Annotated in this window: 21 protein-coding genes; 11 read left to right on the top strand and 10 right to left on the bottom strand. The window is 46.8% G+C overall.

Annotated features, from left to right (window positions below):
- Positions 1-12: 12 nt before the first annotated feature.
- From BMY60_RS02780 to BMY60_RS02755, 6 genes are all read right to left on the bottom strand, one after another.
- Entirely contained in the window at positions 13-1,257 is a 1,245-nt protein-coding gene (locus BMY60_RS02780; protein ID WP_090331042.1) for an EAL and HDOD domain-containing protein, read from the bottom strand.
- Positions 1,258-1,574: 317 nt separating this feature from the next.
- Positions 1,575-2,558 (bottom strand): tetratricopeptide repeat protein, encoded by a 984-nt coding sequence (locus tag BMY60_RS02775; RefSeq protein ID WP_090331040.1) that lies wholly within the window; start codon positions 2,556-2,558, stop codon positions 1,575-1,577.
- A gap of 84 nt (positions 2,559-2,642) precedes the next feature.
- The gene (locus BMY60_RS02770) at positions 2,643-3,266 is read right to left on the bottom strand and encodes a phage tail protein (RefSeq protein ID WP_090331039.1); all 624 of its coding nucleotides are present in this window, start codon (positions 3,264-3,266) and stop codon (positions 2,643-2,645) included.
- Between the two features lie 92 nt (positions 3,267-3,358).
- Positions 3,359-4,291, bottom strand: a complete 933-nt coding sequence (locus tag BMY60_RS02765; protein WP_090331037.1) for a PEP-CTERM sorting domain-containing protein — start codon at positions 4,289-4,291, stop codon at positions 3,359-3,361.
- 468 nt (positions 4,292-4,759) lie between these two features.
- On the bottom strand, positions 4,760-7,153 hold the full coding sequence (locus BMY60_RS02760) for a spermine/spermidine synthase domain-containing protein (protein WP_256250644.1): 2,394 nt from the start codon (positions 7,151-7,153) through the stop codon (positions 4,760-4,762).
- Positions 7,154-7,197: 44 nt separating this feature from the next.
- Positions 7,198-7,962 (bottom strand): protein-L-isoaspartate(D-aspartate) O-methyltransferase, encoded by a 765-nt coding sequence (locus BMY60_RS02755; protein ID WP_256250643.1) that lies wholly within the window; start codon positions 7,960-7,962, stop codon positions 7,198-7,200.
- 400 nt (positions 7,963-8,362) lie between these two features.
- On the opposite strand from BMY60_RS02755, the gene BMY60_RS02750 reads away from it, so the two are divergent.
- The 3 genes from BMY60_RS02750 to BMY60_RS02740 all read left to right on the top strand — a co-directional run bounded on the left by BMY60_RS02750 (position 8,363) and on the right by BMY60_RS02740 (position 10,255).
- Entirely contained in the window at positions 8,363-8,758 is a 396-nt protein-coding gene (locus BMY60_RS02750; RefSeq protein ID WP_090331034.1) for a surface-adhesin E family protein, read from the top strand.
- A gap of 52 nt (positions 8,759-8,810) precedes the next feature.
- Positions 8,811-9,710: a DUF6279 family lipoprotein gene (locus tag BMY60_RS02745; protein ID WP_090331032.1), complete on the top strand. Its 900-nt coding sequence runs from the start codon at positions 8,811-8,813 to the stop codon at positions 9,708-9,710.
- Between the two features lie 152 nt (positions 9,711-9,862).
- On the top strand, positions 9,863-10,255 hold the full coding sequence (locus tag BMY60_RS02740; protein ID WP_090331031.1) for a rhodanese-like domain-containing protein: 393 nt from the start codon (positions 9,863-9,865) through the stop codon (positions 10,253-10,255).
- Positions 10,256-10,322: 67 nt separating this feature from the next.
- Here BMY60_RS02740 and BMY60_RS02735 read toward each other — a convergent pair whose 3' ends face one another.
- The 4 genes from BMY60_RS02735 to BMY60_RS02720 all read right to left on the bottom strand — a co-directional run bounded on the left by BMY60_RS02735 (position 10,323) and on the right by BMY60_RS02720 (position 13,046).
- Positions 10,323-10,715, bottom strand: coding sequence for a hypothetical protein (locus tag BMY60_RS02735; RefSeq protein WP_143057333.1), 393 nt, complete (start codon positions 10,713-10,715; stop codon positions 10,323-10,325).
- A 195-nt stretch (positions 10,716-10,910) separates the two neighbouring features.
- Complete coding sequence (locus BMY60_RS02730; protein WP_090331027.1) at positions 10,911-11,315, bottom strand: DoxX family protein; 405 nt, start codon at positions 11,313-11,315, stop codon at positions 10,911-10,913.
- Between the two features lie 419 nt (positions 11,316-11,734).
- Positions 11,735-12,574 carry a sulfite exporter TauE/SafE family protein gene (locus BMY60_RS02725; RefSeq protein ID WP_090331026.1) on the bottom strand — a complete coding sequence of 280 codons (840 nt, stop codon included), beginning with the start codon at positions 12,572-12,574 and terminating at the stop codon, positions 11,735-11,737.
- A gap of 10 nt (positions 12,575-12,584) precedes the next feature.
- The gene (locus BMY60_RS02720; RefSeq protein WP_090331024.1) at positions 12,585-13,046 is read right to left on the bottom strand and encodes an EVE domain-containing protein; all 462 of its coding nucleotides are present in this window, start codon (positions 13,044-13,046) and stop codon (positions 12,585-12,587) included.
- 230 nt (positions 13,047-13,276) lie between these two features.
- Between BMY60_RS02720 and BMY60_RS02715 the strand changes: the two genes are divergently transcribed.
- The 8 genes from BMY60_RS02715 (at position 13,277) to BMY60_RS02680 (ending at position 24,136) form a co-directional block, all read left to right on the top strand.
- Positions 13,277-14,227, top strand: coding sequence for a S49 family peptidase (locus BMY60_RS02715; RefSeq protein ID WP_090331022.1), 951 nt, complete (start codon positions 13,277-13,279; stop codon positions 14,225-14,227).
- 352 nt (positions 14,228-14,579) lie between these two features.
- Positions 14,580-15,038, top strand: coding sequence for a type II 3-dehydroquinate dehydratase (aroQ, locus tag BMY60_RS02710; RefSeq protein WP_090331021.1), 459 nt, complete (start codon positions 14,580-14,582; stop codon positions 15,036-15,038).
- A gap of 570 nt (positions 15,039-15,608) precedes the next feature.
- Positions 15,609-16,100: an acetyl-CoA carboxylase biotin carboxyl carrier protein gene (gene accB / locus BMY60_RS02705; RefSeq protein WP_090331019.1), complete on the top strand. Its 492-nt coding sequence runs from the start codon at positions 15,609-15,611 to the stop codon at positions 16,098-16,100.
- Between the two features lie 72 nt (positions 16,101-16,172).
- Positions 16,173-17,531: an acetyl-CoA carboxylase biotin carboxylase subunit gene (gene accC / locus BMY60_RS02700; RefSeq protein WP_090331017.1), complete on the top strand. Its 1,359-nt coding sequence runs from the start codon at positions 16,173-16,175 to the stop codon at positions 17,529-17,531.
- Positions 17,532-17,588: 57 nt separating this feature from the next.
- Entirely contained in the window at positions 17,589-18,515 is a 927-nt protein-coding gene (prmA, locus tag BMY60_RS02695; RefSeq protein WP_090331174.1) for a 50S ribosomal protein L11 methyltransferase, read from the top strand.
- Between the two features lie 149 nt (positions 18,516-18,664).
- Positions 18,665-19,531, top strand: a complete 867-nt coding sequence (locus tag BMY60_RS02690; protein ID WP_090331016.1) for a zinc-ribbon and DUF3426 domain-containing protein — start codon at positions 18,665-18,667, stop codon at positions 19,529-19,531.
- Between the two features lie 518 nt (positions 19,532-20,049).
- A complete protein-coding gene (metH, locus tag BMY60_RS02685; protein ID WP_090331014.1) occupies positions 20,050-23,760 on the top strand; it encodes a methionine synthase in 3,711 nt (1,236 codons plus the stop codon).
- Between the two features lie 85 nt (positions 23,761-23,845).
- Positions 23,846-24,136, top strand: a complete 291-nt coding sequence (locus BMY60_RS02680; RefSeq protein WP_090331013.1) for a hypothetical protein — start codon at positions 23,846-23,848, stop codon at positions 24,134-24,136.
- The last annotated feature ends 1,251 nt before the right edge of the window (positions 24,137-25,387 follow it).

Genomic DNA, 25,387 nt, shown 5'->3' with positions numbered 1-25,387 from the left:
TATTGCGAGCCGTTAGTTGACGGCTTCACCGATTCCGTTTACCCAGCTTAACGATTCAAGTTCAAAACGCGCCAATTCTTCAAGGCTTAAGAATCCGAGTGCTTTTAACAGGCATTGAATTGTTTTTACCTCACCGGCTTCAGTGGCTTCTATTAATTTAAGCTCCTGACCCAGGCGTCCTTCACGTGCAAGCAACGCCTGACTCATGTCTTCAGGTATGCCCAGTTTGTCGATAATTTTTTGCATTTCGATACCAAGTACGGCATCCAGCAAGGATAAAATGCCTACCATAAAGGCTCTTTCATGATAATTTTTGTCATGCGGACGTTCTGCCATGGCAACAAGCTCCATCAGCTTGCCGCGTGCCGCTGCCGTTTTGAGTAATGCATTGTCCATGCCTTCGCTGTTTCCCGGGTTTTCTGTTGTATACAACAGCAATTGAATCCAGCGCTGCAGCTGCTTTCTTCCCAGCAACATAATTGATTGTTTAATCGAATTTACTTTTTGCGGCAAGCCGCAAGCAACAGAATTCACCATACGCATCAGGTTATAACTTAGCCCTGGTTGCCGCTTGAATTCTTTGTCGATCTCTTCTATGTCGCTGTCACTCATAACCAGGGTGAGTAGTTGCAGTAGCGATAGCTTCGCCGGGTCAGCCCGTTTTCCTGAAATGTTTTCCGGTTTGGCGTAAAAGTAACCCTGAAACATCTCAAAACCGATTCCCATACATTGGTTTGCCAGTTCGTGGCTTTCAACTTTTTCAGCGAGCAGGAGAACCGGCCAGGGTTTTATCTGGTGAACCAGATTGGCAAGTTCTTCTTTAGGCAAACTGGAAACATCAATTTTTACGATATTGATCAGAGGCAGGATGCGCCGTATGTTTTCATTCACTGCAGTTACACTTGCAATTGCAAATTGATAACCCGATTTTTTCAGTTCCGAACAAAGTGTGATGAATTCATCATCTATTACTTCAGAACTGCTGATTTCCAGAACAACATGTTTATTTGGCAGCAGTTTTACCAGATCGCTTTTTATCAGTTCTTTATTGATATTGATAAATCCGCGCTGTTGACCCAGTACGTTTTGTATTCCCAGATTCCCGTATGCATTTACGATAACATTCGCCGTAGCGGAAAGACCGTTCTCAAAATCGGCTGATTCTTCCAGTGCATGTGATCTAAAAAACAGCTCGTATGCGACCAGGTCTTTGTTTCGATCAAGTATGGGTTGTTTGGCAAGGTAAATATTTTCCATTCAGTTCTCCGCATAACAATCAGTTATAACTCTGCAATTTCTGGTATTGACTATCGACTGCGAGGCCTGATTCTTAAATTTTTCTCGCCCGTTTGACCGGAATGAGAACGCTCAGCAAAATGGAACTGTGAATCTATACGAGTCGTGATCGATTCGAGCGCTTGCCAGGTAGTTTTTCAGCAGTTTGTTGGCGCGATGACTGTCGCTTGGAAAAACATGCGTGAATAAGCGATTAATTCAGAGATTTGAAAGGAATTGGTATATTCAAGTCACCCAAGGGGTGTTGTATGACGAATCGGGGTGTATAAGAATGGCATTTAAGGATGAAAAGCCGAAAGGTGCTGGTTAATTTTCTGATCGAGATCTTTTTTCCAGTTTTTCGGCATAATTTGCTCGACTTTTTTCAGCATTCTTGCAATTTTATTCAGTTCATTTTCATTTTCAGACACTTGGTCAGCCGTGGATAGCCACAGATATGCCTTTGCCAGGTTTTCAGCAGTTGGCATTTGTGTTTCTTCAGATACCGGTGCGTTGAAATAAAGTTGGGCGGTAGGTAAATAGGCGGGCAAGAATCCCCGGCTTGCTGCGGTTTCAAACCAGTTAAGCGCCATAACATGGTGATCGAGATAGTTTAAATAGACGTTGCCAAGATGATAGCAGGCTTCCACAGAACCGCTTTCAGCCGCATAATTGAACCAGACGATGGCCTGATGGATATCGCGAATTGATTCATCACCAGATAAATAAAACTCTCCCATTTTTAACTGCGCAGGTGCCGAGCCTGCCAAAGCGGCTTGTCGGCATTGATCCAGTGCATGTCGAGGATTTTTTTCTGTGCCTTTGCCCTGCATGATTAATTCGGCGATTGAACACAAGGAAATGTAATGACCGAGTTCAGCTGCTCTCCGGTACCAGTGCAGGGCGGCAGTGTAATCGACCGGTTGATGCGTACCATGTTGCAGGCATTCGGCCAGAAAATGACTGGCTGCTGGAATATCAGCTTTAGCTGCTTTATGGTGCCAGTGGCAGGCAGTTTTGGGGTCGATTGTTATTCCCCAGCCGTATTGATGGAAAAGTCCCAGCGTAAATTGTGCCAATGCACTGTTGTAATGCTGTGCGTGGGATAAAAATACCTGATAAGCGCTGTTGTATTTTCCCTCTGCCAGCCATTGTTGAGCTTTTGCCAGTTCCGTGTGAGCGTCAGGGGGATGTTGGGCAAACAGTGCGGGCAGCCAGAGAAACCCGACGAAAACTTTAAGAACTGAATTCCAAAAAAATGTTTTTTTTGAGGCTTGAAGCATTATATGTCGACTGCCTTAGAGCATCGATGGCAAAAACTGCCGGTGCCGAGAACCGGCAGTCGGATTTTGATATACCGTTATCACTTAATTGCGGGAAGGATATTCGCCTTGTAATGCAATAATCCAGTTCATCGCGATATAGGGCGGTCTGTTTTCATGGCTTTCCCCGCCGCCAAAAGGATTAACCGTAACAGCTCCCGGGTTCATAGTCACATCGGGTGCGACATTTGAATATAGATTTTGACGGCCATCCGTTGCCCAGACATTATTACCTGGAGAACCGGTGCTCACGTTGCCGCTTTGTGCGTGAACAGTTGCGGTAGGTGTGATGACCGGAAGTTGCGGCTGGGTTAATGTGACAGTCTCAGCACCACCTTTTGCTCCAAGCGTATAATTAGACAGTCCCGTTCCATGTCCTGCACCGATGATTGCGCGCCCCCTTGTATCCGGCAGGGCGAAAGTGGTTCTCCCGTCACCACCGTATGTCGTTCCCAGTAGTGAAAAGAGCGCCTGATTCTCAGATATGGACATTAACTGACCATTTGCCAGAGCCCATTTGCGTGGCGCGAAATTTCCGGCAAAAACACACATGCTGCCAAGCATAGGGTCGCTGCTGCAGGCTTGCACTTTGTTACTGGCCAGTATTCCCAGAAACAGCGAAACAGACACTGTAAACAATAAGGCGGAACGACGGATATGGAATATCATGAAAAACTCCTTTCTAGTTATACACAAAAAAGTGTTCTTACCTTGGTAGTAAAAAGCCGGCATCCAATGCTGGCAGGTTATACAGACGATGATTAATTTTTGGTTTTGCGTTTAAACATAAAACCAAGTACACCTGCGCTGATTAAAAACAGTATGGTAGGTTCTGTTACCGGGGTGGGCAGGGGATTAGTATTATTTGTGGCATCAAAAGAAATGAGTGCATCCAGTGAAGCGGAATAACTGGAACCGGCTGCAAAAGCGCCTCCTTCGATCAAGTGAAAAATATGGAAATCAAAAATGTCGCCGGGGTTAAGTGTGACGACGTGCTGAAAAATGCCGGTATCATTCAGCGGGCCACCGAAGTTTCCCGTGCGGTTGCCACTGTTAAACCGGTTGCCTACAACAGTATCGGATTCGATATCTGAGAAAAATAATTCGTTGGTGGCTATAGAAGGGCCGTCGTAAAGGATAATTTCTGATGCCGCAAAAGCATCTGCACCGCCGGCGTTCACGCGGTTATCGAAATCCAGCATGATGGTAACCTGTATGCTATCCGCAGCTGATTGATTTTCCAAGCCGAAAAAAAGGTCATAGATGTTTTCGGGTGTTTCGGCGCTTGTACCGGCATAGCTTCCACCGACGTTTGAATGTATTTCCCAGCCGTCGTTGGTGTCTGTAAGCATGCCTTCAAGCGGATTAGCGCCTGATGTTATGGTGATGTCGTCAATCGTGGTCGTTGCGGAGGTTCCGCCTATTGTCTGCACCATGCTGCCGGTATGCGTTGCGTTGCCGATGGCCGCATCTGAATTGGCCTCATCAAAGCTGAGTCCATTGGCGAAAGCGTTGGTATCAAGCGCATTGGTGCGGGTTGTAATTTTCAGATCCGGCGGCAATAGCGCAGCGGTTGCAGTACTGACAGTATACGCTAACACCAACAAACAGGCGGTAACTACCAGAGCTAGACGGGGTGCGAACGGAAATATACTGTGTCTTCGCTGATTAAGCGGATTGAACCGGTTGGACATGGCTGACCTCCCTTTCCAAAATTTCGAGGAAATGTTTGCTAACGTAAGTTTATGTAAAACAAACTGTACGGTTCGATTATAGTGATTCAATGAATGCTATGCAAATTTCATTGAAAAAAATAAAGTTTTTATAAAAAACACAATCTATATCGTTTTTATTATTGCTGCGGTCCGAATATTATGTAAGACGGCATATGAATAATTTGGCACGCTGTGTTATTGGCGTTGAATTTAACAGGCTGCTGGAAAACTATCTGCATTGCTGCGGCAACGTTAAAAACAGATTCAACATGTACGCTTATTGCATGAATTCAAGTTCTTACACGGCATATTCTGTGTATCGTCCTTCGGGCCTGCACTATGGCTGTTTGCTGCGTTTTGCTTGCGTCCCCCGTTTTTGTTTTAACCGGTTATATCGAAAACGTTTTTCCACGGCCTGTTAAAGAACCGGATTCCGGTTAATCGCGCTCACTTGCGCTGTGCCGGGAAGCTTGCCCAGGCCAATATATATAACAATAAAGCAAGCACAATCACTGCATTAAATCCAATTGAGATAGCCAGCAAAGTTGCCAAAACGGCACTTATAACCGAAGCGCAGCCATTGATTCCCCATGCCCAGGGAATCATATCCTGCGCAATGGTACCGAGCCTTGCCAGTGCTAACGGAAAAGGCATTCCCATGCAAAAGGCCAACGGTGCAATCAGGCTGATTGTCAGAATAATCTTGTATGGCATGGCTAAAGCCAGGCTCGCCGCAAAAATTGACTGTAAAGAAAGCATATATAAGAAGCCAAGTACGACAATGCCGGTCACTGAGAAGGTAATGGCGCGCAGATAAAGCCCCGGCTGGGCCAATCGTTGTGAAAATCTACTGCCTAGGCCGGCAAAAATCAAAAAGGCAGTCAGTACCAGCGCTACTGCATACAGCGGATGATGAAGAAACAAAATGAATTTTTGTATAAATGCGATTTCAATGAATAAAAATGCCAGTCCGATGGCTGAAAAGTATGTTGCTATCCGTTTCCTGCTGACTGTAACCGCAGGCGATGCGGTTACAGTCGTTTTAGACGTAAACAACAAAGGCAGCAGTATTAGAATAATACTGGCGACAATCGCCTGAATGAATGTGGCTGCCAGTACCAGGTATCCGCCCTCAAGCAGCGGCAAACCGCCGCTGTTACGCAGCGAGATAATTTCAGGCAATACTGACCATTTAAAAAAATGGAAAAAGTAAGGGCGGTCATCGGTTGCAGGTTCCAGCGCAAATTTGTAACGGTCGAAAAAATCTTTGCGTTCATTGCTTAAAATTGCTGTTGCAGCTTGAAAAAAATAAGATTCTGCCAACTGATTAAACCGGTTGGTTTCTTCGGACGTAATGCCCGGATACCAGTCAAGATCAAATGCACGTGCGTTACAAAATGTCTTAAGTGCATCAATTTCATCAAATGTGAACGGGCTGTTTTTAATCAGTAGTGTGCCGGTTTGCCAGCTGCGCAAAAATATTAACTGTTGGCCCGGATTATCACTGCCGGTGTTTTTTAAAGCATCAGCAGCGGTGGCGAACAGCTTAAGATTGTCGCGAAGCGGCAGTTTTATCCAGCGTGTAATGGCCAGATAACCCCCGGGCCGCAGCTTCTTCAACATATCCTGCAGCGCCTCGACAGTATAAAGATAGCTTTCGTTTAATGCATATAAACCCGCAGAAGAAGCCGCGAACGAATCCAACAATGCGATTTCAATCAGGTCATAGCGCTTTTTTGTTTCGCTGATGAATCCACGTGCCTCTCCCTGATAAAGCTGTACCGTATCGGTATTCAGCAAGTTGCCGGTAAATTTGGTGTAGTCTTCACGCAGCAGTTTGATAAGCTGTGGATTTAATTCCACAGCATCTATTTGCCGTGTCTCATGATATCGCGCCTGTAAAATGCTGCTGCCGCCGCCAGCACCCAATACCAGTACCCGTTCAGGCTGGGCAAGGTGATAGGGCGCTGCTGATGTGACCTGGTCAAGATAGGCATAGTCAGCCGGATTTCCAGTTCCGCGGGTGATAGCCGTCATGCCGCCGCCATCGGTAAAAACACCGATTTGCTCAGGCGGTTCGTTTCTGGCATTCAGACTTAATCCGGGCGCATGCCGCAACGGTATGATATGACTTTGCACGATTGAAAGCAGGCCCAACGGACTGGAATACTCGCCAATGACTTCCGTTCCTTGAATACGCTGCATTTGGACGAGTTCTTTGTAGGGTGACAGGCGCAGCTCGCTGTGATGCTGCAAGATAGTCATTGCGATGCCTGTCAATAACAGTAAAAAATAAACTTTGTTGCGTTGTTGCAGGTTTAACTCCCACACGGCCAAAGCCAATGCCGTCAATCCGATGCAACCGATAATGAACAGTGCTTGTAATGGCATCGCAATGAACAGCAACAAAACAATTCCCAGGCAGCCAATACCGGCGCCCACTAAATCAAATGCATAAAGACGGGCTATATGTTGATGGAAACAGGTTAACGCCAGCGCAATCGCGTTGGCGGCAAAGAAGAAAGGCAGAGATAGTAACAGGTAAATGCCCAGCAGCCGCAGCGGTTGCCGATGGTCCCAGAGAATTTCGTCGGGATTGAATGATACCGATTGCGCCAATAAGAAACTGCCGATGCTGCTAATTGAAAACAGCATGATGTTGATAAGAAAAGCAAGGGAGAAACGTTTGCTGAAAGCGCGTTGAAAAATGGAGACAAATGTGCCGCTGGCACCAAATCCCAGCAACGCAAGACTGATGATCATATAGGCAAAATGATGCCATTGAATAATTGAGAAAAGCCGCATCAGCAGAATCTCATACGCAAGGATGGCTGATGACAAAAGAGCAATTGTAAAAAACGGCGGCCGGGATTCCATGAAGCGGTTTAGTGTTTTCCCGTGAGCGGCACAAAGGCAACAGGCAGTAGTTGCTGAGTGCTGATCTTGCCTTCTTCCGTTTTTTCAACCAGTAACAGCTCCTGTACCATAAAACGTGAACCCACTGGAATCAGCATGCGGCCACCGGGTCTGAGCTGCTGAATCAGTGGAGGCGGAATGTGACTCGCGGCGGCCGTGACGATAATCGCGTCAAAGGGGGCATGTTCTTCCCAGCCGTAATATCCATCACCGATTTTAAGCGAAATATTATCGTAACCGAGCCGTTGCAGCCGTGCCTTGGCCTCCTTGCCCAGCGGTTCGATAATTTCAATGCTGTAAGCTTTGTTCACCAATTCAGCAAGTACCGCAATTTGATATCCTGAACCAGTGCCGATTTCCAATATCCTGTCATTTTTACCAACACCCAGTAAATTGGTCATAATTGCTACGATGTATGGCTGTGAGATCGTTTGTCCATGGCCAATTGGCAATGGCCGGTTGTCGTAAGCGCTTTGCTGCAATTTCTTCGGCACAAATTCATGGCGCGGTACAGTATTCAGGGCTTTAATGACATTTTCATCCAGTTCTTTCTTTGCCAGATTGCCATATCCAGTCCGGACATCCGCCTCTATTGCCTTAATCATTTGTGCTCTTTTTACCGCATAGAAGTCTTCTGCGCGGACTGCAGATGAAATAAAGAATGCATTAAAAAGTACTATCCATAATAAAAAGAACTGTTTGAAAATAAAGTGATTCATTAAATTTTCTTTCATGGTTTGATATTTTTTTCTATATGGGGTTGTTTGGATTTTATACAATTGAAACTTGTAAGGGCTATTAATAGTCACTTGCAGGCAGCTGCCCGATTTTCAGTAAAAAAATGATAGTTGCAGGGTCGAGGGCACGGTGCGATAAGTGTTTGTCCTGACCTTTTGTTGCGATATACCGAAAGAAGTTAAAAATAATCATGATAATCAATCTATTAATATAAATTTATGGCATCTAATCTTTTTTGGAAAAACATGTTATGCGCTGATAATTTGCGTTAGTGTGATGATAATGTGAAAATCCCTGCATATAGTGATATATCGATTTGTCAGCTTGATCAAATCAGTAAAATAAGTTTTTGTATTCAAGTAGAAAAATGACATCCGTTCCGAACATAAAACGACTATGAAAAAAATATTAATAATCTTAACGCTGATACTAATAAGTTTACCTGCATGGGCTGATTGGACGCAGATCGGCGAAAACGACAGTGATGACGGCTATATTGTTTACGCTGATTTGATTTCTGCTCAAAGCGCCGGTGGCAGAGTCAAAATGTGGGTTTTGTACGATTATAAAACTGAACAGAAAGCCTCCGGCACTAATTTTTTATCCAAAAAAATACGTCGAGACTACAATTGCAGAGAAGCAGGCATAAGAACGCTCGCCTTCTCTTTATTCAGCTGGAATATGGAGAAAGGAGAATTGCTGCGTTCTTATAATCAGCCGCAACAATGGGAGCGAGTCCAGCCCGGCAGTATGAAAGCGGTTGAATGGAAAACGGCCTGTGAAAAGCCTTAACCGGATACTAGTGCTCTATCAATATGATATTGCCGGGAAATGAGCCGGATATATGCAAAAAAAGTTCGTATTCTTGATGCTGGCTATACTATTACTGCTGTCGAGCGGCTGCAGCATCGTGCGGTTCGGTTACGATCGTGGACCATATCTGGCGTGGTGGTGGCTTGACGGTTATGTCGATTTCGATCGGGACCAAAAGCCGCTTGCAAAGCAGGCCATCCACGACTGGTTTGACTGGCACCGCAGTGCTCAGCTGCCGGCCTACGCCGCCTGGCTATCCGGCGTTCGCAGCCGGCTCGATAACCCGTTGACCGCAGAACAGGTTTGCCGATGGTCGGAAGATTTGCAGAATATTATCGCACCAGCATTCGATTATGCTGCGCAACTGGGAACGCCGGTGGTATTAAGCCTTGGCGAAGCGCAGTGGCAGTATTTGGAACAGCGTTACGCAAAAAGCAACGACAAATTGCGCAGCAAATACCTGCAGCCCGATCCCGATGACCGGTTGAATGCTGCGGTAAAACGGACCGTCAGGCGTATTGAGAATTTGTATGGCACAATTGATGAAGAACAACGGGTGCTGATCGTTTCCAGTATAGAAGCTTCTCCGTTTGATCCGGAAGCGTGGCTGCTTGAACGTCAACGCCGGCAGCGGGTAACAATATCCGTCTTGCAGCGGATCGCTACAGAATCCATTCCAGCCGCAGATGTGGTAACCGAACTGCGTCAATTGATCGAACATATGCACCGTTCTGACGATGCTGACTACCGGACATATCAGCGGAAATTGTCAGAATATACATGTGGTTTCATCGCCCGCCTGCACAACAGCGCCACGTCAACGCAGCGTCTCCATGTGCATGACAAGCTAAATAAATGGGAAAATGATTTGCGTATATTGATTAACCATAATCGTCGTGCAGCAAAGCGCATGCAAATCGCTAAAGGATGACTGCACAGCGACAATGTTTTTTTGAGCATCAGTTATTTTTTCCGGAGCCAAAAAATTTTGAGCAGGCACATTGCGCACTGCGTTCTGTTTTCAATACTGAGCTATGCCGCATCGCGACATAGTACGAAGTTCGATAAACAAGAGGAATTACCATGCAACATAATCGGGGCTTTCTGAAATTGGTTGAGAGCGCAAAACAGCGAATACAAGAATGTACTGTGGCTGATGTGCGATCCCGCCAGAAAAAAAATGAGCCGTTTCATTTTATTGATGTGCGTGAAGATCACGAATATCAGAGCGACCATGCGGCAGGCGCCCGCCATCTGGGAAAAGGTGTTATCGAACGCGATATTGAAACACTGATACCTGACAGGCAGGCGTCGATCATATTGTATTGCGGCGGCGGATATCGTTCTGCTTTGGCGGCAGATGCATTACAGCGAATGGGTTATACCCGTGTTTTATCCATGGCAGGCGGCGTTCAGGCCTGGCGTGAAGCGGGGTATCCGCTTGAATGCGGCAAAGTGAATGAAGGAATGGATTGATAGACGCATGCTTATAATGACTCTACACAGCATGCCGGTCTTTTCTGCAGGGCTCGTGCGCGCCTAATCATTGCGCCTGTTCTTTCAGCCGATTGCCCTCAGTTTCCAGCATTTTTCTCTCTTTTTCCAATTCAACGATAGCGTTTCTGAGTTCTTCTTTGTTTATGGAATCCGGCTCGGCGTCAAGTAGTTGCTGAAGATCCTGATTTTTTCGGTCCCATTCGTTTTTTCTCTGGTTCCAGCTTTCAATTTCTTCAGGAAATTCATCTCCCTGCTCCTTGAGCCTGTTCAAGAAATGGCTGATATTATCAAGTGCATCGTCATATTTGCCATGCTGATATTTTTCATATTCGGATTTCAACAGGTCCGCTCCGGCCCCGACAACTTCGGCCCCTTTGCTGAATATTTCCTGCGCCTGTTTTTTTTCTTCCGCTGTGCCAAAGAAATAGTTGTAGCTCAAAAGAGCGATGACGAGAAAAAACGCTGTTGTGAGAATGAACCGAATCATGGTGATGCTATTATCAGGTAATATTGTTGCCGCCGTGTGCGTAACAGTACCGATATTATTACATAGCGCGTAAGGATATTGATCATTATTCGTAATTGAATATACCGGCGTTTCGCTTCTAACGCTATCAATATGATATTGGTAGCATTAGTCTGGTTTGACTGCAATTCTGCCGCTACCGAGAAAGAAGACCGCAAGACCGGTCAATAAAAAAAACAGCTGCAATTCCAGTGCCAGTCCGCCGTGGTCGGTTAACGAAAATAATTGATTACGGTGTGCCAGTACGATTGCAACGATCATGTTGCAGAAAATCAACACGCCACCCAACCGCGTAAACACACCGAAAATAACCATCAATGGTGCAACGATCTCTCCCACATAGACTCCGTACGCCAGTACTTGCGGCATATCGATGCCGGCAAGCTGGATGCTGATAAAATCGATCGAACCAGGGTTCAACAGTTTATGCACACCATGAAACAACATCAGTACGCCAACAGTCAGACGCAGCAGCAATTTGCCCAGTGCGTCGCTTTGAAATGGAAGGCTCATTGCGGTTTCTCCTTATAGCATGGTTATAAGCCTGGGAATATACCATCAAAGCCAGAGTCCATTGTCAAAAATGAGGTCATTTCAGCGCTGTCCGGAATAGTAGACAATATTCGCCCGTCACTGTTTCTGTCATTTTTGTCTGATGTACACTTCGTCTTTTCGTTAACTTTTGAACAAGAAAACCTGCCCGGCCAAAATTGTAATCATAGGATTTTAAGTAATGAGTTGCATGCGATGGGAAAAATCCGGCTACCCTGAAGGTTAATATAATTCTTTCACAAATTTTAAAATGTATTCCGAGACAAGAATTTGAATTTTGGACTAATCCACCACCCGGAGCAGATTCTGCGAGTCGCACCGCGATGGTCGCAGTTTGTCGTCACTAACGCACGGTGCCCGAGCGAATCCCTTAAATGCGATTACGCGAACAGGTCAAACAGCATTTTTCCGGCCAGTCCGTACAGTAAGGCGACGAATAGTTTTTTTAACGTGTCTGTTTGTGCCGAATGCGTGGTTTTTGCGCCAAGCGGTGCCGTGAGCATGCTGGCCAGTATTAACCAGCCCAAGGCGGGCAGGTAGACATAGCCCAGGCTGTAAGGCGGCAGTTGCTGAACCTGCATAAAACCGTTTACGATGTAGCCGGTTGTTCCCGTTAGTGCGATCGGGAATCCGATGGCGGCAGCTGTGCCAATAGCGTGCTGGAGTCTGATATTGCAAAGCGTCAGGAAGGGGACCGTGAGAATACCGCCGCCGATGGCGACCAGGCTGGATATTGCGCCAATGACACCGCCGGCGGCCTGAAATTCCGTTTTTTTTGAAAACATCCGGCGGTTCTGGTTTGAATTTGTGTTTGACCCCATACCGGGCCTGGATTTAGAAAAGAGTTTCAGCAACATATTGGTCGCGGCATAACAAATAAACAGCGTGAAAATAATGCTCAGAAACTGGGTTGCCAGCGCGCTGGCCAGCACTGTCCCGGCGAGCGTGCCAATGATGATGCCAGGCGTCATGTATCTGAAAATGATCCAGTTAACGGCAGCATGTTTATGATGTGTGTATAAACTGACGGCAGAGGTGAAAATAATGGTCGCCATGGTGGTTCCCAGCGCGAGATGCAGAATTCGGTCAGGGGGGAAATTCTGAGCCGTGAACATAAATGTAAGCGCCGGTACGGTTATCAGCCCGCCACCGATGCCTAACAATCCGGCAAAAAAGCCGACCACGGCACCGAGCAGTAAATACATCAACCACCATTCCATCGCGCCGGAATCAAACCTTCAGTAGTTGTAGGATGAATTTCCATTCATCCGGATCAACCGGGGTGATGGATAACCGGTTGCCGGTCTGCAATACGCGCATGCGCTCAAGGTCCGGATATTGCCGTAATTCTCTGATGGTCAGCAAGCGTGTTTTTTTCTTGAGAGTGATTTCAACGTTAAACCAGCGTGGGCTATCTTGACTGGCTTTGGGATCATAATACCTGCTTTGCGGGTCAAATTGCGTGCCGTCCGGATATGCGGGTGTGGAAATTTCGGCGATGCCGGTGATGCCGGGTTCAGCGCAGCAGGAATGGTAAAAAAAAGCCTGGTCGCCGAGACGCATCTGTTTCCACATGAAATTGCGCGCCTGATAATTGCGCACCCCGTCCCACGCTGTCGTCTGACCGGGTGAGGCTGCCAAGTCGTCAATACTGAATTTGTAGGGTTCCGATTTCATCAGCCAATAGCGCATTTGAATTTTATGTGCGTTAAGAGAATAATCCCAGAATGGAAAAGTATATCGTTTATACGATGCTGATTGCAGGCATTGCCGGGTGTGTAGATGCCGAAAGGCAAAATAAAGCGCAAAAGCCGGGTAAAAAATAAATTTAAATTATTTGTTTGTTTTTATAATAGTGCTTTATACAGTATTTAAGCGAATAGAAATTTAATAACCGATTGAAAATGGATGGATGAGATTATATGACTGATGAGGAGAAAAAACCTGTAAATCCAGGGTGGGAGAGGCAGTTAATCGAGGGGCTTGCTTTTGCGGCATTGCGTGAACAAAGGCGAAGCCGTGTTTGGGGTATTTTTTTCAAGTCGCTTACCTTGATATATCTTTTTTTGCTGCTTTTCGCTTTTACAGATTGGTTTGGCGATTCAGCTGCGCGGGTTTCGGATAAACATACTGCTTTGGTTAATCTGGACGGTATGATAATGCCCGATACGATTAATAGCGCCGATAATATTAACGCAAGCCTAAGATCTGCGTTCGAGGATAAAGGTACGCAGGGCGTTATTTTGCGAATTAACAGCACGGGGGGCAGTCCTGTCCAAGCGGGATACGTCAATGACGAAATACACCGCTTGCGTACAGAGTATCCTGAAATTCCGTTGTATGTGGTTATTGGCGATGTATGTGCATCAGGTGGATATTATATAGCGTCTGCGGCTGACAAGATTTTTGTTGATAAAGCAAGCCTGGTCGGCTCAATTGGTGTACTGATGGATGGTTTTGGCTTTGCAGGCACTCTGGAGAAGCTGGGTATAGAACGCCGATTACTGACTGCGGGCGAGCATAAAGGTTTTTTGGATCCATTCACGCCCTTGGATCCAAAACAACGTGAACATGCGACCGGTTTGTTAAAAGAAATACACGAACAGTTTAAACATGTTGTTCAAATGGGCAGGGGTGATCGTTTGAAAGACACAGCGGAAATATTCAGCGGGGTAATATGGACGGGACAAAAAAGTATCGAACTTGGCCTGGCTGACGCCATGGGCAGCGCCGAATATGTTGCGCGCGAAGTGATTAATGCCGAAGATATCGTCAACTATTCAACGCGCGAAAGCCTGATTGATCTTTTTGCCAAACGGGTCAGTACAACGATGTTGGGAATACTGACAAATAATGGCTGGGGGTTTAGGTAAACGGTTCTGGAGAAGCCTGCGCGCGATAGGCATATCCATATAACAAGCTTCAGTTAACTAAAAATCATTGACGTGTCGATACAAGCAATTTTGAGGCGGCAAGATAAATACAGGCGCAGAAGTGGGTTGTATGTGTAATAAATGCCATTCTGGGTCTGTTTTTAATGGTATATAACATATATGGTAGCGCTGACATCAGTAGTATTGTTCTTAAAAGACTGAAACTACAGCCTGTTGGTTTTAATCATTGCAAACGGATCCTTAAACGGAACTTAAATTTTTGAATGTTGTTAAGTTCTGCTAATTTCGCCAATAAACTGTACTTTTAGACAATAAAATGCAATAATTCTTCATGAGTACGGAAAATATCGGCGCAAGAAATATTCTGGTTATTCATGGCCCGAATTTGAATCTTCTCGGTATGCGGGAACCGGAGATCTATGGTTGTGAAACGCTGCAGGATATTAACAAGAATTTGGCCCGGATCGCGGAAAAGGTAACGTCAGACATTGTTTTTTTTCAAAGCAATGCAGAATCTGCGTTGATTGACAGAATCCAGCAGGCCATGAGTGATGGCACTGATTTTATTATTATCAATCCGGCGGCTTATACGCATACCAGCGTTGCTATGCGTGATGCGCTGACGGCGGCGCGGCTACCTTTCATAGAGATTCATTTGTCCAATATTTTTTCTCGCGAAACTTTCCGCCACCATTCCTATTTTTCAGACATGGCCTTGGGTGTAATCAGCGGTTTGGGTTCAAAAGGCTATGAATTGGCATTGGAATATGCCTTGACGGTTCATCGGTAAAAATGCTGTGCACTTGTTTATTTTACTTAAGCATTTTGCCAGGCTAGTACTCTATAAGGCGCGCCTTGCGGGCAATAGTCTAATGTCAAAAGACACAACGCAGGCTATGGCTATGAATGCTGACAAGCTCACCCGCAGGACGTTACCATGGTGTCCTGCAGCCGCGTTACAGTATTTGAAAAGAGGGCGACCCTTTTGATAAAGCTGTATGCGTTTAGTTGATAGCTGTTTGTAAACTGTTCGGTTAATCATTAGGGGGTGTTAACAATTGTGAATTATTTTTGTTGTTTCTGAACGCGAAGCGTCGTTTGGTTATTCCAAGTAATCGGCGAATAACGCGGCATCGCGCCATTTCAGGAACAACCCATAGGGCTGAGAGCCCGTTTTAGTCCTTCGTTGCGGTATCATTCGCCCATGTAGCGTGGCTACACCAGGCTCACGCCGCCTTGCTGAGGACTAAAACGGGTATCGGCAGCAACAGTTCACAATTGTAAACACCCCCCAGGTACACATGTTGATGTAATTTATTTTCAACGGCCCCGGATTGTTTGGGGTGATGCAGGGGGTGTTATGGATTTAAGAAAGCTAAAGAAGCTCATTGAACTGGTTGAGGAGTCCGGTATTACTGAGTTGGAGATTACTGAAGGTGAAGAAAAGGTTCGTATCAGTAAATCAGGCGCATCAATACCTGGATATGCCTTGTTGCCGCCCATGCAGCAAACTGTCGTGCCTTTGCATCAGGATCAAACCCAACCGGGACAAGCCGTAGCATCCAACGATACTAAGGCGGTTAATTCCGTTGATGGGAAAAAGGATGTACAACCCGACGGACATATCGTCAAATCACCGATGGTAGGTACTTTTTACCGTTCACCGTCGCCCGGCGCCATCCCTTTTGTCGAAGTTGGCCAAGCTGTAAAAACGGGTGAAACATTGTGCATTATTGAGGCTATGAAACTGCTGAATGAGATTGAAGCCGACAAAGATGGTGTAATTAAGTCAATACTGGTCGAGAACGGTCAGCCGGTTGAATATGGCGAACACCTGTTCGTCATCCGGTAGTACATTGATGATCGCATGGAAGCTGCGTGTTCGATGATTCCGGGCGGTTAAGCTAAACACATGTGAGTATATATGTTTGAAAAAATCCTTATCGCAAACCGCGGTGAAATAGCTTTGCGTATCCAGAGAGCCTGCCGTGCTATGGGAATTAAGACCGTTATAGTTTATTCCGAGGCGGATTCTGAGGCCAAATATGTCAAGCTTGCCGATGAATCGGTTTGTATCGGCCCTGCACCCGTTGCCCAAAGTTATTTGAATATTCCAGCAATTATCAGTGCCGCTGAAGTGACAGATGCTGAAGCCATCCATCCCGGTTACGGGTTTCTCTCGGAAAACGCCGATTTTGCTGAGCGGGTAGAGAAAAGCGGTTTTGTTTTTATTGGTCCGCGTCCGGAAACGATACGTTTGATGGGCGATAAAGTGAGTGCGAAAAACGCTATGAAAGTGGCCGGCGTTCCCTGTGTACCAGGCTCGGATGGTGCACTGCCGGAAGACATAGACACAATTAAAAAGGTGACCAGGAAAATTGGTTATCCGGTGATCATCAAGGCTGCCGGCGGTGGTGGCGGGCGCGGTATGCGTGTAGTACATACCGAAGCCGCGTTACCAAACGCAGTAATTATGACACGCAACGAAGCGCAAGCAGCTTTTGGCAATCCTGTGGTGTATGCTGAAAAGTATCTGGAAAATCCGCGCCACATTGAATTTCAATTGCTGATCGACGGGCAGGGCAACGCCGTGCATCTGGGTGAACGTGAGTGTTCGTTGCAGCGCAGGCACCAGAAAATCCTTGAAGAAGCCCCTGCGCAGGGTATTTCCGAAGCACTGCGCAATAAAATCGGCGTGCGTTGCGCCGAGGCCTGCCGACAAATCAAATATCGCGGGGTTGGGACATTTGAATTTCTCTTTGAGAAGGATGAATTTTATTTCATAGAGATGAATACACGGCTGCAGGTTGAGCATCCTGTGACAGAAGCCGTTACCGGCATTGATCTTGTGCAGGCGCAGATCAACATAGCTGCTGGAGAAATATTACCATTTAAACAAAATGATATCGCAATTAAAGGTCACGCGATTGAGTGCCGCATTAATGCCGAGGATGCGTACAAACTGACCCCTTCTGCCGGCCGCATCACCCAATACCATGCGCCAGGTGGCCCCGGGGTACGCGTTGATACGCATGTATATCACAATTATATGGTGCCACCTTATTACGATTCGATGATTGGCAAGATTATTACCTATGGCGACACCCGCGAGCAGGCGATAGCACGTATGCGCATCGCGCTCTCTGAAACGGTGGTGCAGGGTATTAAAACCAATATTCCGTTGCATCTTGACTTACTGACGGACGCCTCTTTTCTGAATGGGCAATTTTCAATTCATTACCTGGAACGCAAGCTTGCCTTGCACAATCAACAGGCAGACTGATTGAATTCGTCCGGATTTTCTGTGGTTGCGGCAAGATTCACTTTACAGGTGCCGAGTATGTCCTGGAAAACGATTTTTATTAAAACAGATAGCGCCTCAGCTGAACTGCTGGGTGACGCATTACTGGAACAAGGGGCTTTGTCGGTAGATATACATGATGCTGCCGCAGACACTGATCAGGAGCAGCCGATATACGGCGAACCCGGTCTGCCTGCAGACGAAGTATGGCAGAAAGCTGAAGTCAGCGGCATGTTCGATCCTGATACCGACATCAATGCCGTGATGCAGTCGATCACAAAAGCGCTAGCGTTACCAGATTTGCCGGCTTTTCGGATAGAAGCAATTGAAGCGCAGGACTGGGTGCGATTGACACAATCGCAGTTTAGTCCCATTTGTATTTCGTCGCGTTTGTGGATAGTACCTACATGGCATCAGCCTCCCGACCCGTCCGCGATTAATTTAATTCTTGATCCGGGACTGGCATTCGGAACGGGCAGTCATCCAACAACGCAGTTGTGCCTTGCCTGGCTTGATCAGAATCTAAAACAGGGAGAGACGCTTCTTGATTATGGTTGCGGCTCGGGAGTGCTCGCCATTGCGGCATTAAAGCTGGGTGCGGGCCGCGTAATCGGTATCGATATCGACCCGCATGCTGTCAAGGCAAGTCACGCCAATGCATTGTTGAATGCATGCGAACCAACAGATTGTACGTTTGCAACGCAATATCCGGTAGAAAACGCAGAGACCTGCAAAGCTGGACAGGTCGACGTTGTTGTGGCGAATATCTTATCCAATCCCTTGATCGTGCTGGCGCCAATCCTCGCCCGGGCGACTCGCCCAGGTGGGCGGATTGTGTTATCGGGCGTACTCGAGCCGCAGGCAATGGGAGCAATGTCGGCTTACAGCCAGTGGTTTGAGATGCAGATTAATGCTGCACAGGAAGACTGGGTATTGTTGACTGGAGTCAAAAACTCGGATCAGTAAATCAGCGGAGGGTATACTTCGGTCTTTACAAAATAAGTTGGCCAGATTGGTAAAAACGATCATCGATCATTTAAATCACGTGAAGCGGCAAGTGTTTTTACAACATTCATTTGCTTCAAAATTTGACGGACTGTTGAACGGGGTAGCCGATGGCGCTGGTGACATTGTGTCCGGGTTGTGGCACAACTTACAAAATTTATCCTGAACAGTTGCAGGCCCAGAACGGCTTGGTGCGGTGCGGGAAATGTCAAGTTATTTTTAACGGATTCTCCACGTTGATCACGATTGACGAGACTGAAATTGAATATTTACCGGCACCTGCTGACAATTCGACCGCACTGCATGACGATGTAAATGTACGGCAGATGGATGTGAAAGCCATGCATACTCACAGGAGCGAATATGCGGCGGCAGCACAGCAGGCTGGAACAGCGACTGCCGTTACTGCGATGGTACCGGAAGCGTTTGCAGAAAATGCCGAATCCGATGTGTCGACAAGTGATTTTCTATCTGACGCGGCACCCGAAAATCTGACCCGGCATCGTTTGTGGCAAACCGCCAGCGTGGTATTATTTTTTGTGCTGATGGTACAGGTGATAATGATATTCCGGTCTGATTTGGCGATACAGCTGCCGCAGACCAGATCTTATTTGGAGCAGTTATGCGATATTTTCGGTTGCTCGGTGCCTCTGCCGGCAAACATACAGTTGCTTAGCATCGTGTCGTCGGATTTACAGGTAAGCGATCCCGAGAATCAACCCGATGTAGCAACGCTGACCGCGATCATCCGTAATCATGCAGCGCAGGCGCAAGCATTACCTGCACTGAAATTGTCTTTGACGGATATGCATGGCCAGATGCTGGCCAGCCGTATTTTCACCGCAGCAGACTATCTATCTGCAGTGGATTGGAGAAAAACAACCATCCTGCCAAACCATGAAATAACCGTTCGACTTTATCTGGATAACAGCCAGCTCAATCCTATTGGTTATCGGCTGCAGATACTCTATATCTAGCGCTCTATCCAATGCGATACTGTCAGGCAGCAGTGCTGCAGTGATGTTAATTAATACATCAAGGTGCGCCTTGCCTTGTAAGCTGGCAAGTTTACTAACCAATATTGCATCAGTACGCTGGATTTTGACCTGTCATTAGTTGTGCCTGTTGTTGTGCCTGTTGTTGTGCCTGTTGGTTTTCATGGATTCCAGCGAAAGTACTACAGTTTGTACTCACTGATCCACTTGCCGGTTTTTAACTTGCCCTGTCCTGAATTGAGCGCACATGCCCCTATGGCGCAAAATAACTGCGTCTGCGGTCGCGGGCACGATCAATTCAACACAATTCAGCGTTTAAATTCCAGCGACTGATGCAATATCCAGACCAAACCCGACAATATCGTATGGATAGAAAATACTATTATTCTTCAAAAAGTTATGGATACTTTAACGTATCCTGACCGAATGGCTTTAGGTTTAGGGTGGCTGGTAAGGTATAATCAATCGCTTTATTTTAAATTTAAAAAGCAAGCAAAGTAATGAAAAAAAATCTTCGCACGAACCTGTTGGAAAACTTAATTACCCAGAGAATTGCGATCCTGGATGGCGCAATGGGTACAATGATTCAGACATTTAAACTCGAAGAGGCCGATTTTCGCGGCGAACGGTTTGCCGATTTTCCGCATGATCTGAAAGGCAATAATGATTTGCTGACATTGACGCGTCCGGACGTGATTCGCTCGATTCATACGGATTATCTTGAAGCCGGCGCCGATATTATCGAAACCAATACTTTCAACGCTAATGCGGTTTCCATGGCGGACTATCACATGGAGGACGTGGTTTATGAACTGAATGTCGCTGCAGCAAAGCTGGCCAGTGAAGCCGCACAGGCGATAGAAGCAAAAACCCCGGACAAACCCCGTTTTGTTGCCGGCGTTATCGGTCCGACAACAAAAACAGCCTCCATTTCGCCGGATGTCAATGATCCCGGATTTCGCAATATTTCCTTTGATCAGCTGGTCGATGCCTATACCGAATCCATACGCGGATTGGTTGACGGGGGTGCAGATATTCTGCTGGTTGAGACAATTTTTGATACGCTGAACGCCAAGGCGGCGCTGTTTGCTATCGATCAGTTTTTTGAAACGACTGCATTACGTTTGCCTGTCATGATTTCGGTGACGATTACCGATGCATCAGGCCGCACCCTTTCGGGACAAACGCCTGAGGCCTTCTGGAATTCGGTGCAGCACGCAAAACCTTTATCTGTTGGCATAAACTGTGCGCTGGGTGCCGAACTGATGCGGCCTTATATCGAGGAGCTGTCCGATATAGCGGAAGTCTATGTCAGCGTTCATCCCAATGCCGGGTTGCCAAATCCGCTATCGGATACCGGCTACGATGAAACCCCCGACTATACCGCGCGCCAGTTGAAAGATTTTGCAGAGTCTGGCTTTGTCAATATCGTTGGCGGTTGCTGCGGCACTACACCTGCGCATATTAAAGCTATTGCCGAAGCCGTTGCGCCGTTGCCGCCCAGAGTAGTGCCGGAATTGCCCGGAAAGTTACGGTTGTCAGGCCTGGAACCGCTGAATATCGGCGATGATTCGCTTTTTGTAAACGTTGGAGAGCGCACCAATGTGACGGGCTCGCGCGCCTTTGCGCGCCTGATTCTGAGCGACCAGTATGCCGAAGCGCTGGATGTTGCGCGCAGTCAGGTTGAAAATGGTGCGCAGATCATCGATATCAATATGGATGAAGCCATGCTGGATTCCTTACAGGCAATGGTGAAATTCCTGAAGCTGATCGCAACCGAGCCAGATATCTGCCGCGTACCGATTATGCTCGATTCGAGTAAATGGACGGTGATAGAGGCAGGGCTTAAATGCATACAGGGTAAATCTGTTATTAATTCCATCAGCCTTAAGGAAGGCGAAGCGGAATTTATTGAACAGGCCAAACTGGCGCGCCGCTACGGAGCGGCGGTGATCGTGATGGCGTTCGACGAATCAGGCCAGGCGGATACACTGGCGCGCAAGGTGGATATCTGTACCCGCAGCTACCGCGTGCTGGTGGATAAAGTGGGTTTTCCACCCGAAGATATTATTTTCGATCCAAATATTTTCGCCATCGCAACCGGAATAGATGAACACAATAATTACGGTGTGGATTTCATTGAAGCCACACGTGAGATTAAAAGAACGCTGCCATATGCAAAAATCAGCGGCGGCGTATCTAATGTATCGTTTTCTTTTCGCGGTAATGAACCCATCCGTGAAGCAATTCATACTGCCTTTCTTTATCATGCCATCAAAGCCGGTATGACCATGGGTATCGTTAATGCCGGGCAATTAGGTGTGTATTCGGATATTCCTGCCGATGTGCTTGAGTATATCGAAGACGTTATCCTGAACCGCCGTGATGATGCCACGGAGCGTCTGGTTGATTTTGCAGAAAATTTCAAAGGGAAGAAAAAAGAGCAGGTTGAAGATTTGAGCTGGCGCGAAGAACCGTTGCAGTCGCGTCTGACGCATGCGTTGGTCAGGGGCATTTCCACGTACATTGTAGAGGATACTGAAGAGGCTAGGCAGGAAATCAAAACAAAGGGTGGACGGCCGATTCAGGTCATCGAAGGCCCGTTGATGGATGGCATGAGCGTTGTCGGTGATTTATTCGGCGCCGGAAAAATGTTTCTTCCGCAGGTTGTGAAATCGGCGCGCGTAATGAAACAGGCGGTAGCGCACCTGTTGCCGTTTATCGAGGAAGAAAAGAAGCTGCTCGGCGATTCGAAACCGAAAGGCAAAATCGTGGTGGCGACCGTCAAAGGTGACGTACATGACATTGGCAAGAATATTGTTGCAGTGGTGCTGCAGTGCAACAATTACGAAGTAATCAACATGGGCGTCATGGTGCCCAGTACGCAAATTCTGGATATGGCCAGAAAAGAAAATGCCGATATCATCGGACTGTCAGGATTGATTACTCCTTCGCTTGAAGAAATGACGCATGTGGCCAAGGAAATGCAGCGCGAAGACTTCAGCATACCGTTATTGATTGGTGGCGCGACTACATCCCGCGTGCATACCGCCGTCAAAATCGCGCCGTACTATGAGGGGCCGGTGGTATGGGTGCCTGATGCCAGCCGTGCCGTGGGCGTATGCAGCAACTTAATGTCCGAAAGCTTGAAAGCAGATTATGTACAGGGCGTCCAGAATGAGTATGATAGGGTGCGCACGCAGCATAAAAACAAGAAGGGTCCGTCAAAGCTCTTGTCGATTGAAGATGCCCGCGCCAATGCTTATAAGCCGGAATGGGCTGCTTATCAGCCGCAGCAGCCGGAATTACTGGGTATTCGTACCTTGAAAAATTACCCACTGGAAAAAATCGTTCCGTTTATCGACTGGACGCCTTTTTTTCAGGCATGGGAACTAGCCGGGCGCTACCCGGCCATTCTGGATGACGATGTCGTGGGTGAAACCGCCAGTAATCTGTTCCGCGACGCGCAAACAATGTTGAAGAAAATTGTGGAGCAGAAATGGCTTTCGGCAAATGCCGTGTTTGGTCTGTTTCCGGCCAATGCAGTCGGTGACGATATCGAGATCTACACCAACGAGAACCGGGATAAGATCGCCATGACCTGGCATTGCTTGCGTCAACAAACCCAAAAACCATCCGGTAAACCCAACCGCTGTCTGTCCGACTTTATTGCACCGAAGGAGACGGGGCTCAAGGATTATATCGGCCTGTTTGCCGTTGGTGCGGGTTTTGGCATTGAGGAGCGCATCAAAGCGTTTGAAGATGTTAACGACGATTACAGTGCAATTGTACTCAAGGCGCTGGCTGACCGTCTGGCAGAAGCGTTTGCAGAGCATATGCATATGCGTGTCAGGCGTGAATTCTGGGGGTATGCCAGCGATGAGGAATTGAGTAACGAACAATTGATTAAAGAAGAATATCTCGGCATTCGCCCGGCGCCGGGTTATCCGGCATGTCCTGATCACACCGAAAAAGGTCCATTGTTCGAATTACTTGGCGCTACCGAGAAAGCAGACATAATCATCACAGAATCTTTTGCCATGGTGCCTACAGCTGCGGTATCCGGTTTTTATATTGCCCATCCGGAATCGACTTTCTTTGCTGTTGGAAAAATCGGCAAGGATCAGGTGGAGGATTACGCAAAGCGCAAGGGATGGACGGTGGAAAAAACGGAACAGTGGCTGGCCCCCGTGCTGGCTTATGAACGTTAAATGCTATTGTACATGCACGCGTCCGTAATGGATTTAAGCAGTTTATCAATGGCTCTATATCCTGTGTTTTATGGAAAGAGTGAAAATGAGTATTCTGGACAAGGCAAAAGAACTGTCGAACCGTGTGGCCGACAAAACTGTTGAATTCAGCAGCGACGAGGTGATCGCCAGCACGATTATCAAAGCGGTGGAGAAGCAGGAGAAAGTCAATGCCATTCTGAAAGCGCGCGGCTCGAACTACCGCATCGGCAGTCTCAATCTAGGCATGGGCATTCCACCAAGCGTGACATTCGGTATCTGGCGGTTATCGGATACCGGGGCGGAAGAATCGAGTAAGGTGGAAACAATGGTTAAAAAAGGACCGATTGCTGAATAGTGTTTGACAATGTTTTTGTGCGAAAAATCAGAAACGCCACCGAAAGTAAAGTCATTGTGCAGAACTAATTCAGTTGGTTCGCAGAGGTATATCTCACAGGATAAAACATGCAGTTTGTATCCGGGCTGGCTGTCAAGATTATTGTGTACCGGAACGCAATTTGAGTCGAAAATTTCTATTTCAAAACAGATTGACAGGTAATTTGCAAACTGACACAGAATTTTGGGCACTCTTTTAGCTTTAACATAATGCTTCATTTCCAGGTTAGCAACCTATGGATAGAGTGTTACGACAAAGTCCCCTGATAACCAGCTTGGATATTGCATCGGTTGCTGGAGTTTAAACACCGAACTGTTTTGAATTGAGCGTGCTCGCGACCGGAAACGCGGTTATTCCACGGCATGGGGAGCATGTGCGTTCAACCTAAAAAAATCAGTTAAACGAATCCCTGCCGGCAAATTCCAGAATAAAGTTAATACGAGATTCTGAGATTTGATTGTCAATTAGCATTCATTGATAACTCATCAGGCGGTCTCAGGATAGCTCCATGGAGATATTTTTTCATTGCTTCGCTCAAAATATGGCACCAACACTGCAAGGGTGTTAACTGCGGCGCATTAGCTTTGAGTTTACAAAAGAAGTTGCTGATACGTTGATAGGCCTGCATAGCATAAGCAGCTCTTCCATGCGTACTGGTAATGGTTAAGGTTTTTTGGCACGGCATGTGTCGTTTGTTTACCGATGCTATGTAACAATAGCGGCCTTGAAGTAATCGCATCAAAATGTTTATTTGGTTCTGCCAGGCGAACAAACAGTGTCTGCCAGTTATCATAGAAGTGGCCGCGGTTATTTGGACACTGTAATGGGTAAGTTAAGGAGTTGTTTTCTGTTTCAACGCTCATTGAAATGCGATTGTACGAAGATGCCAAGTTTGCGTTTTAAAATCGTCATTGCCAGAAAAGCCGGCAAGCTTATCCAACACTGATGCGCTGCCCTATAATTATGGCGCCGGTAATTTTTTGGCGATGATGTACCTGCAAAGGCTGTATTTGCTTGTTTGTGGCAGCGTAAACGGTTTCTTGCTTTTTCAGCCTTCTTCCCTGGAAGAGGGCTTTTTAACCTAAATTCCTCAGTTAGCTGGAATCAAATGCCAACGTAGCGGGAAATGAATCAAGAAATTGTGATTTCTGGGGTTTGCTGGCAATAATTTTACTGATGATATAACGCACCAAGGCTGGCCAGCGACCTGCT

Source organism: Nitrosomonas sp. Nm51 (assembly GCF_900111165.1).
GTDB lineage: Bacteria > Pseudomonadota > Gammaproteobacteria > Burkholderiales > Nitrosomonadaceae > Nitrosomonas.
The sequence above is the reverse complement of the archived record's forward strand: the minus strand, read 5'-3'. Positions and strand labels throughout refer to the sequence as shown.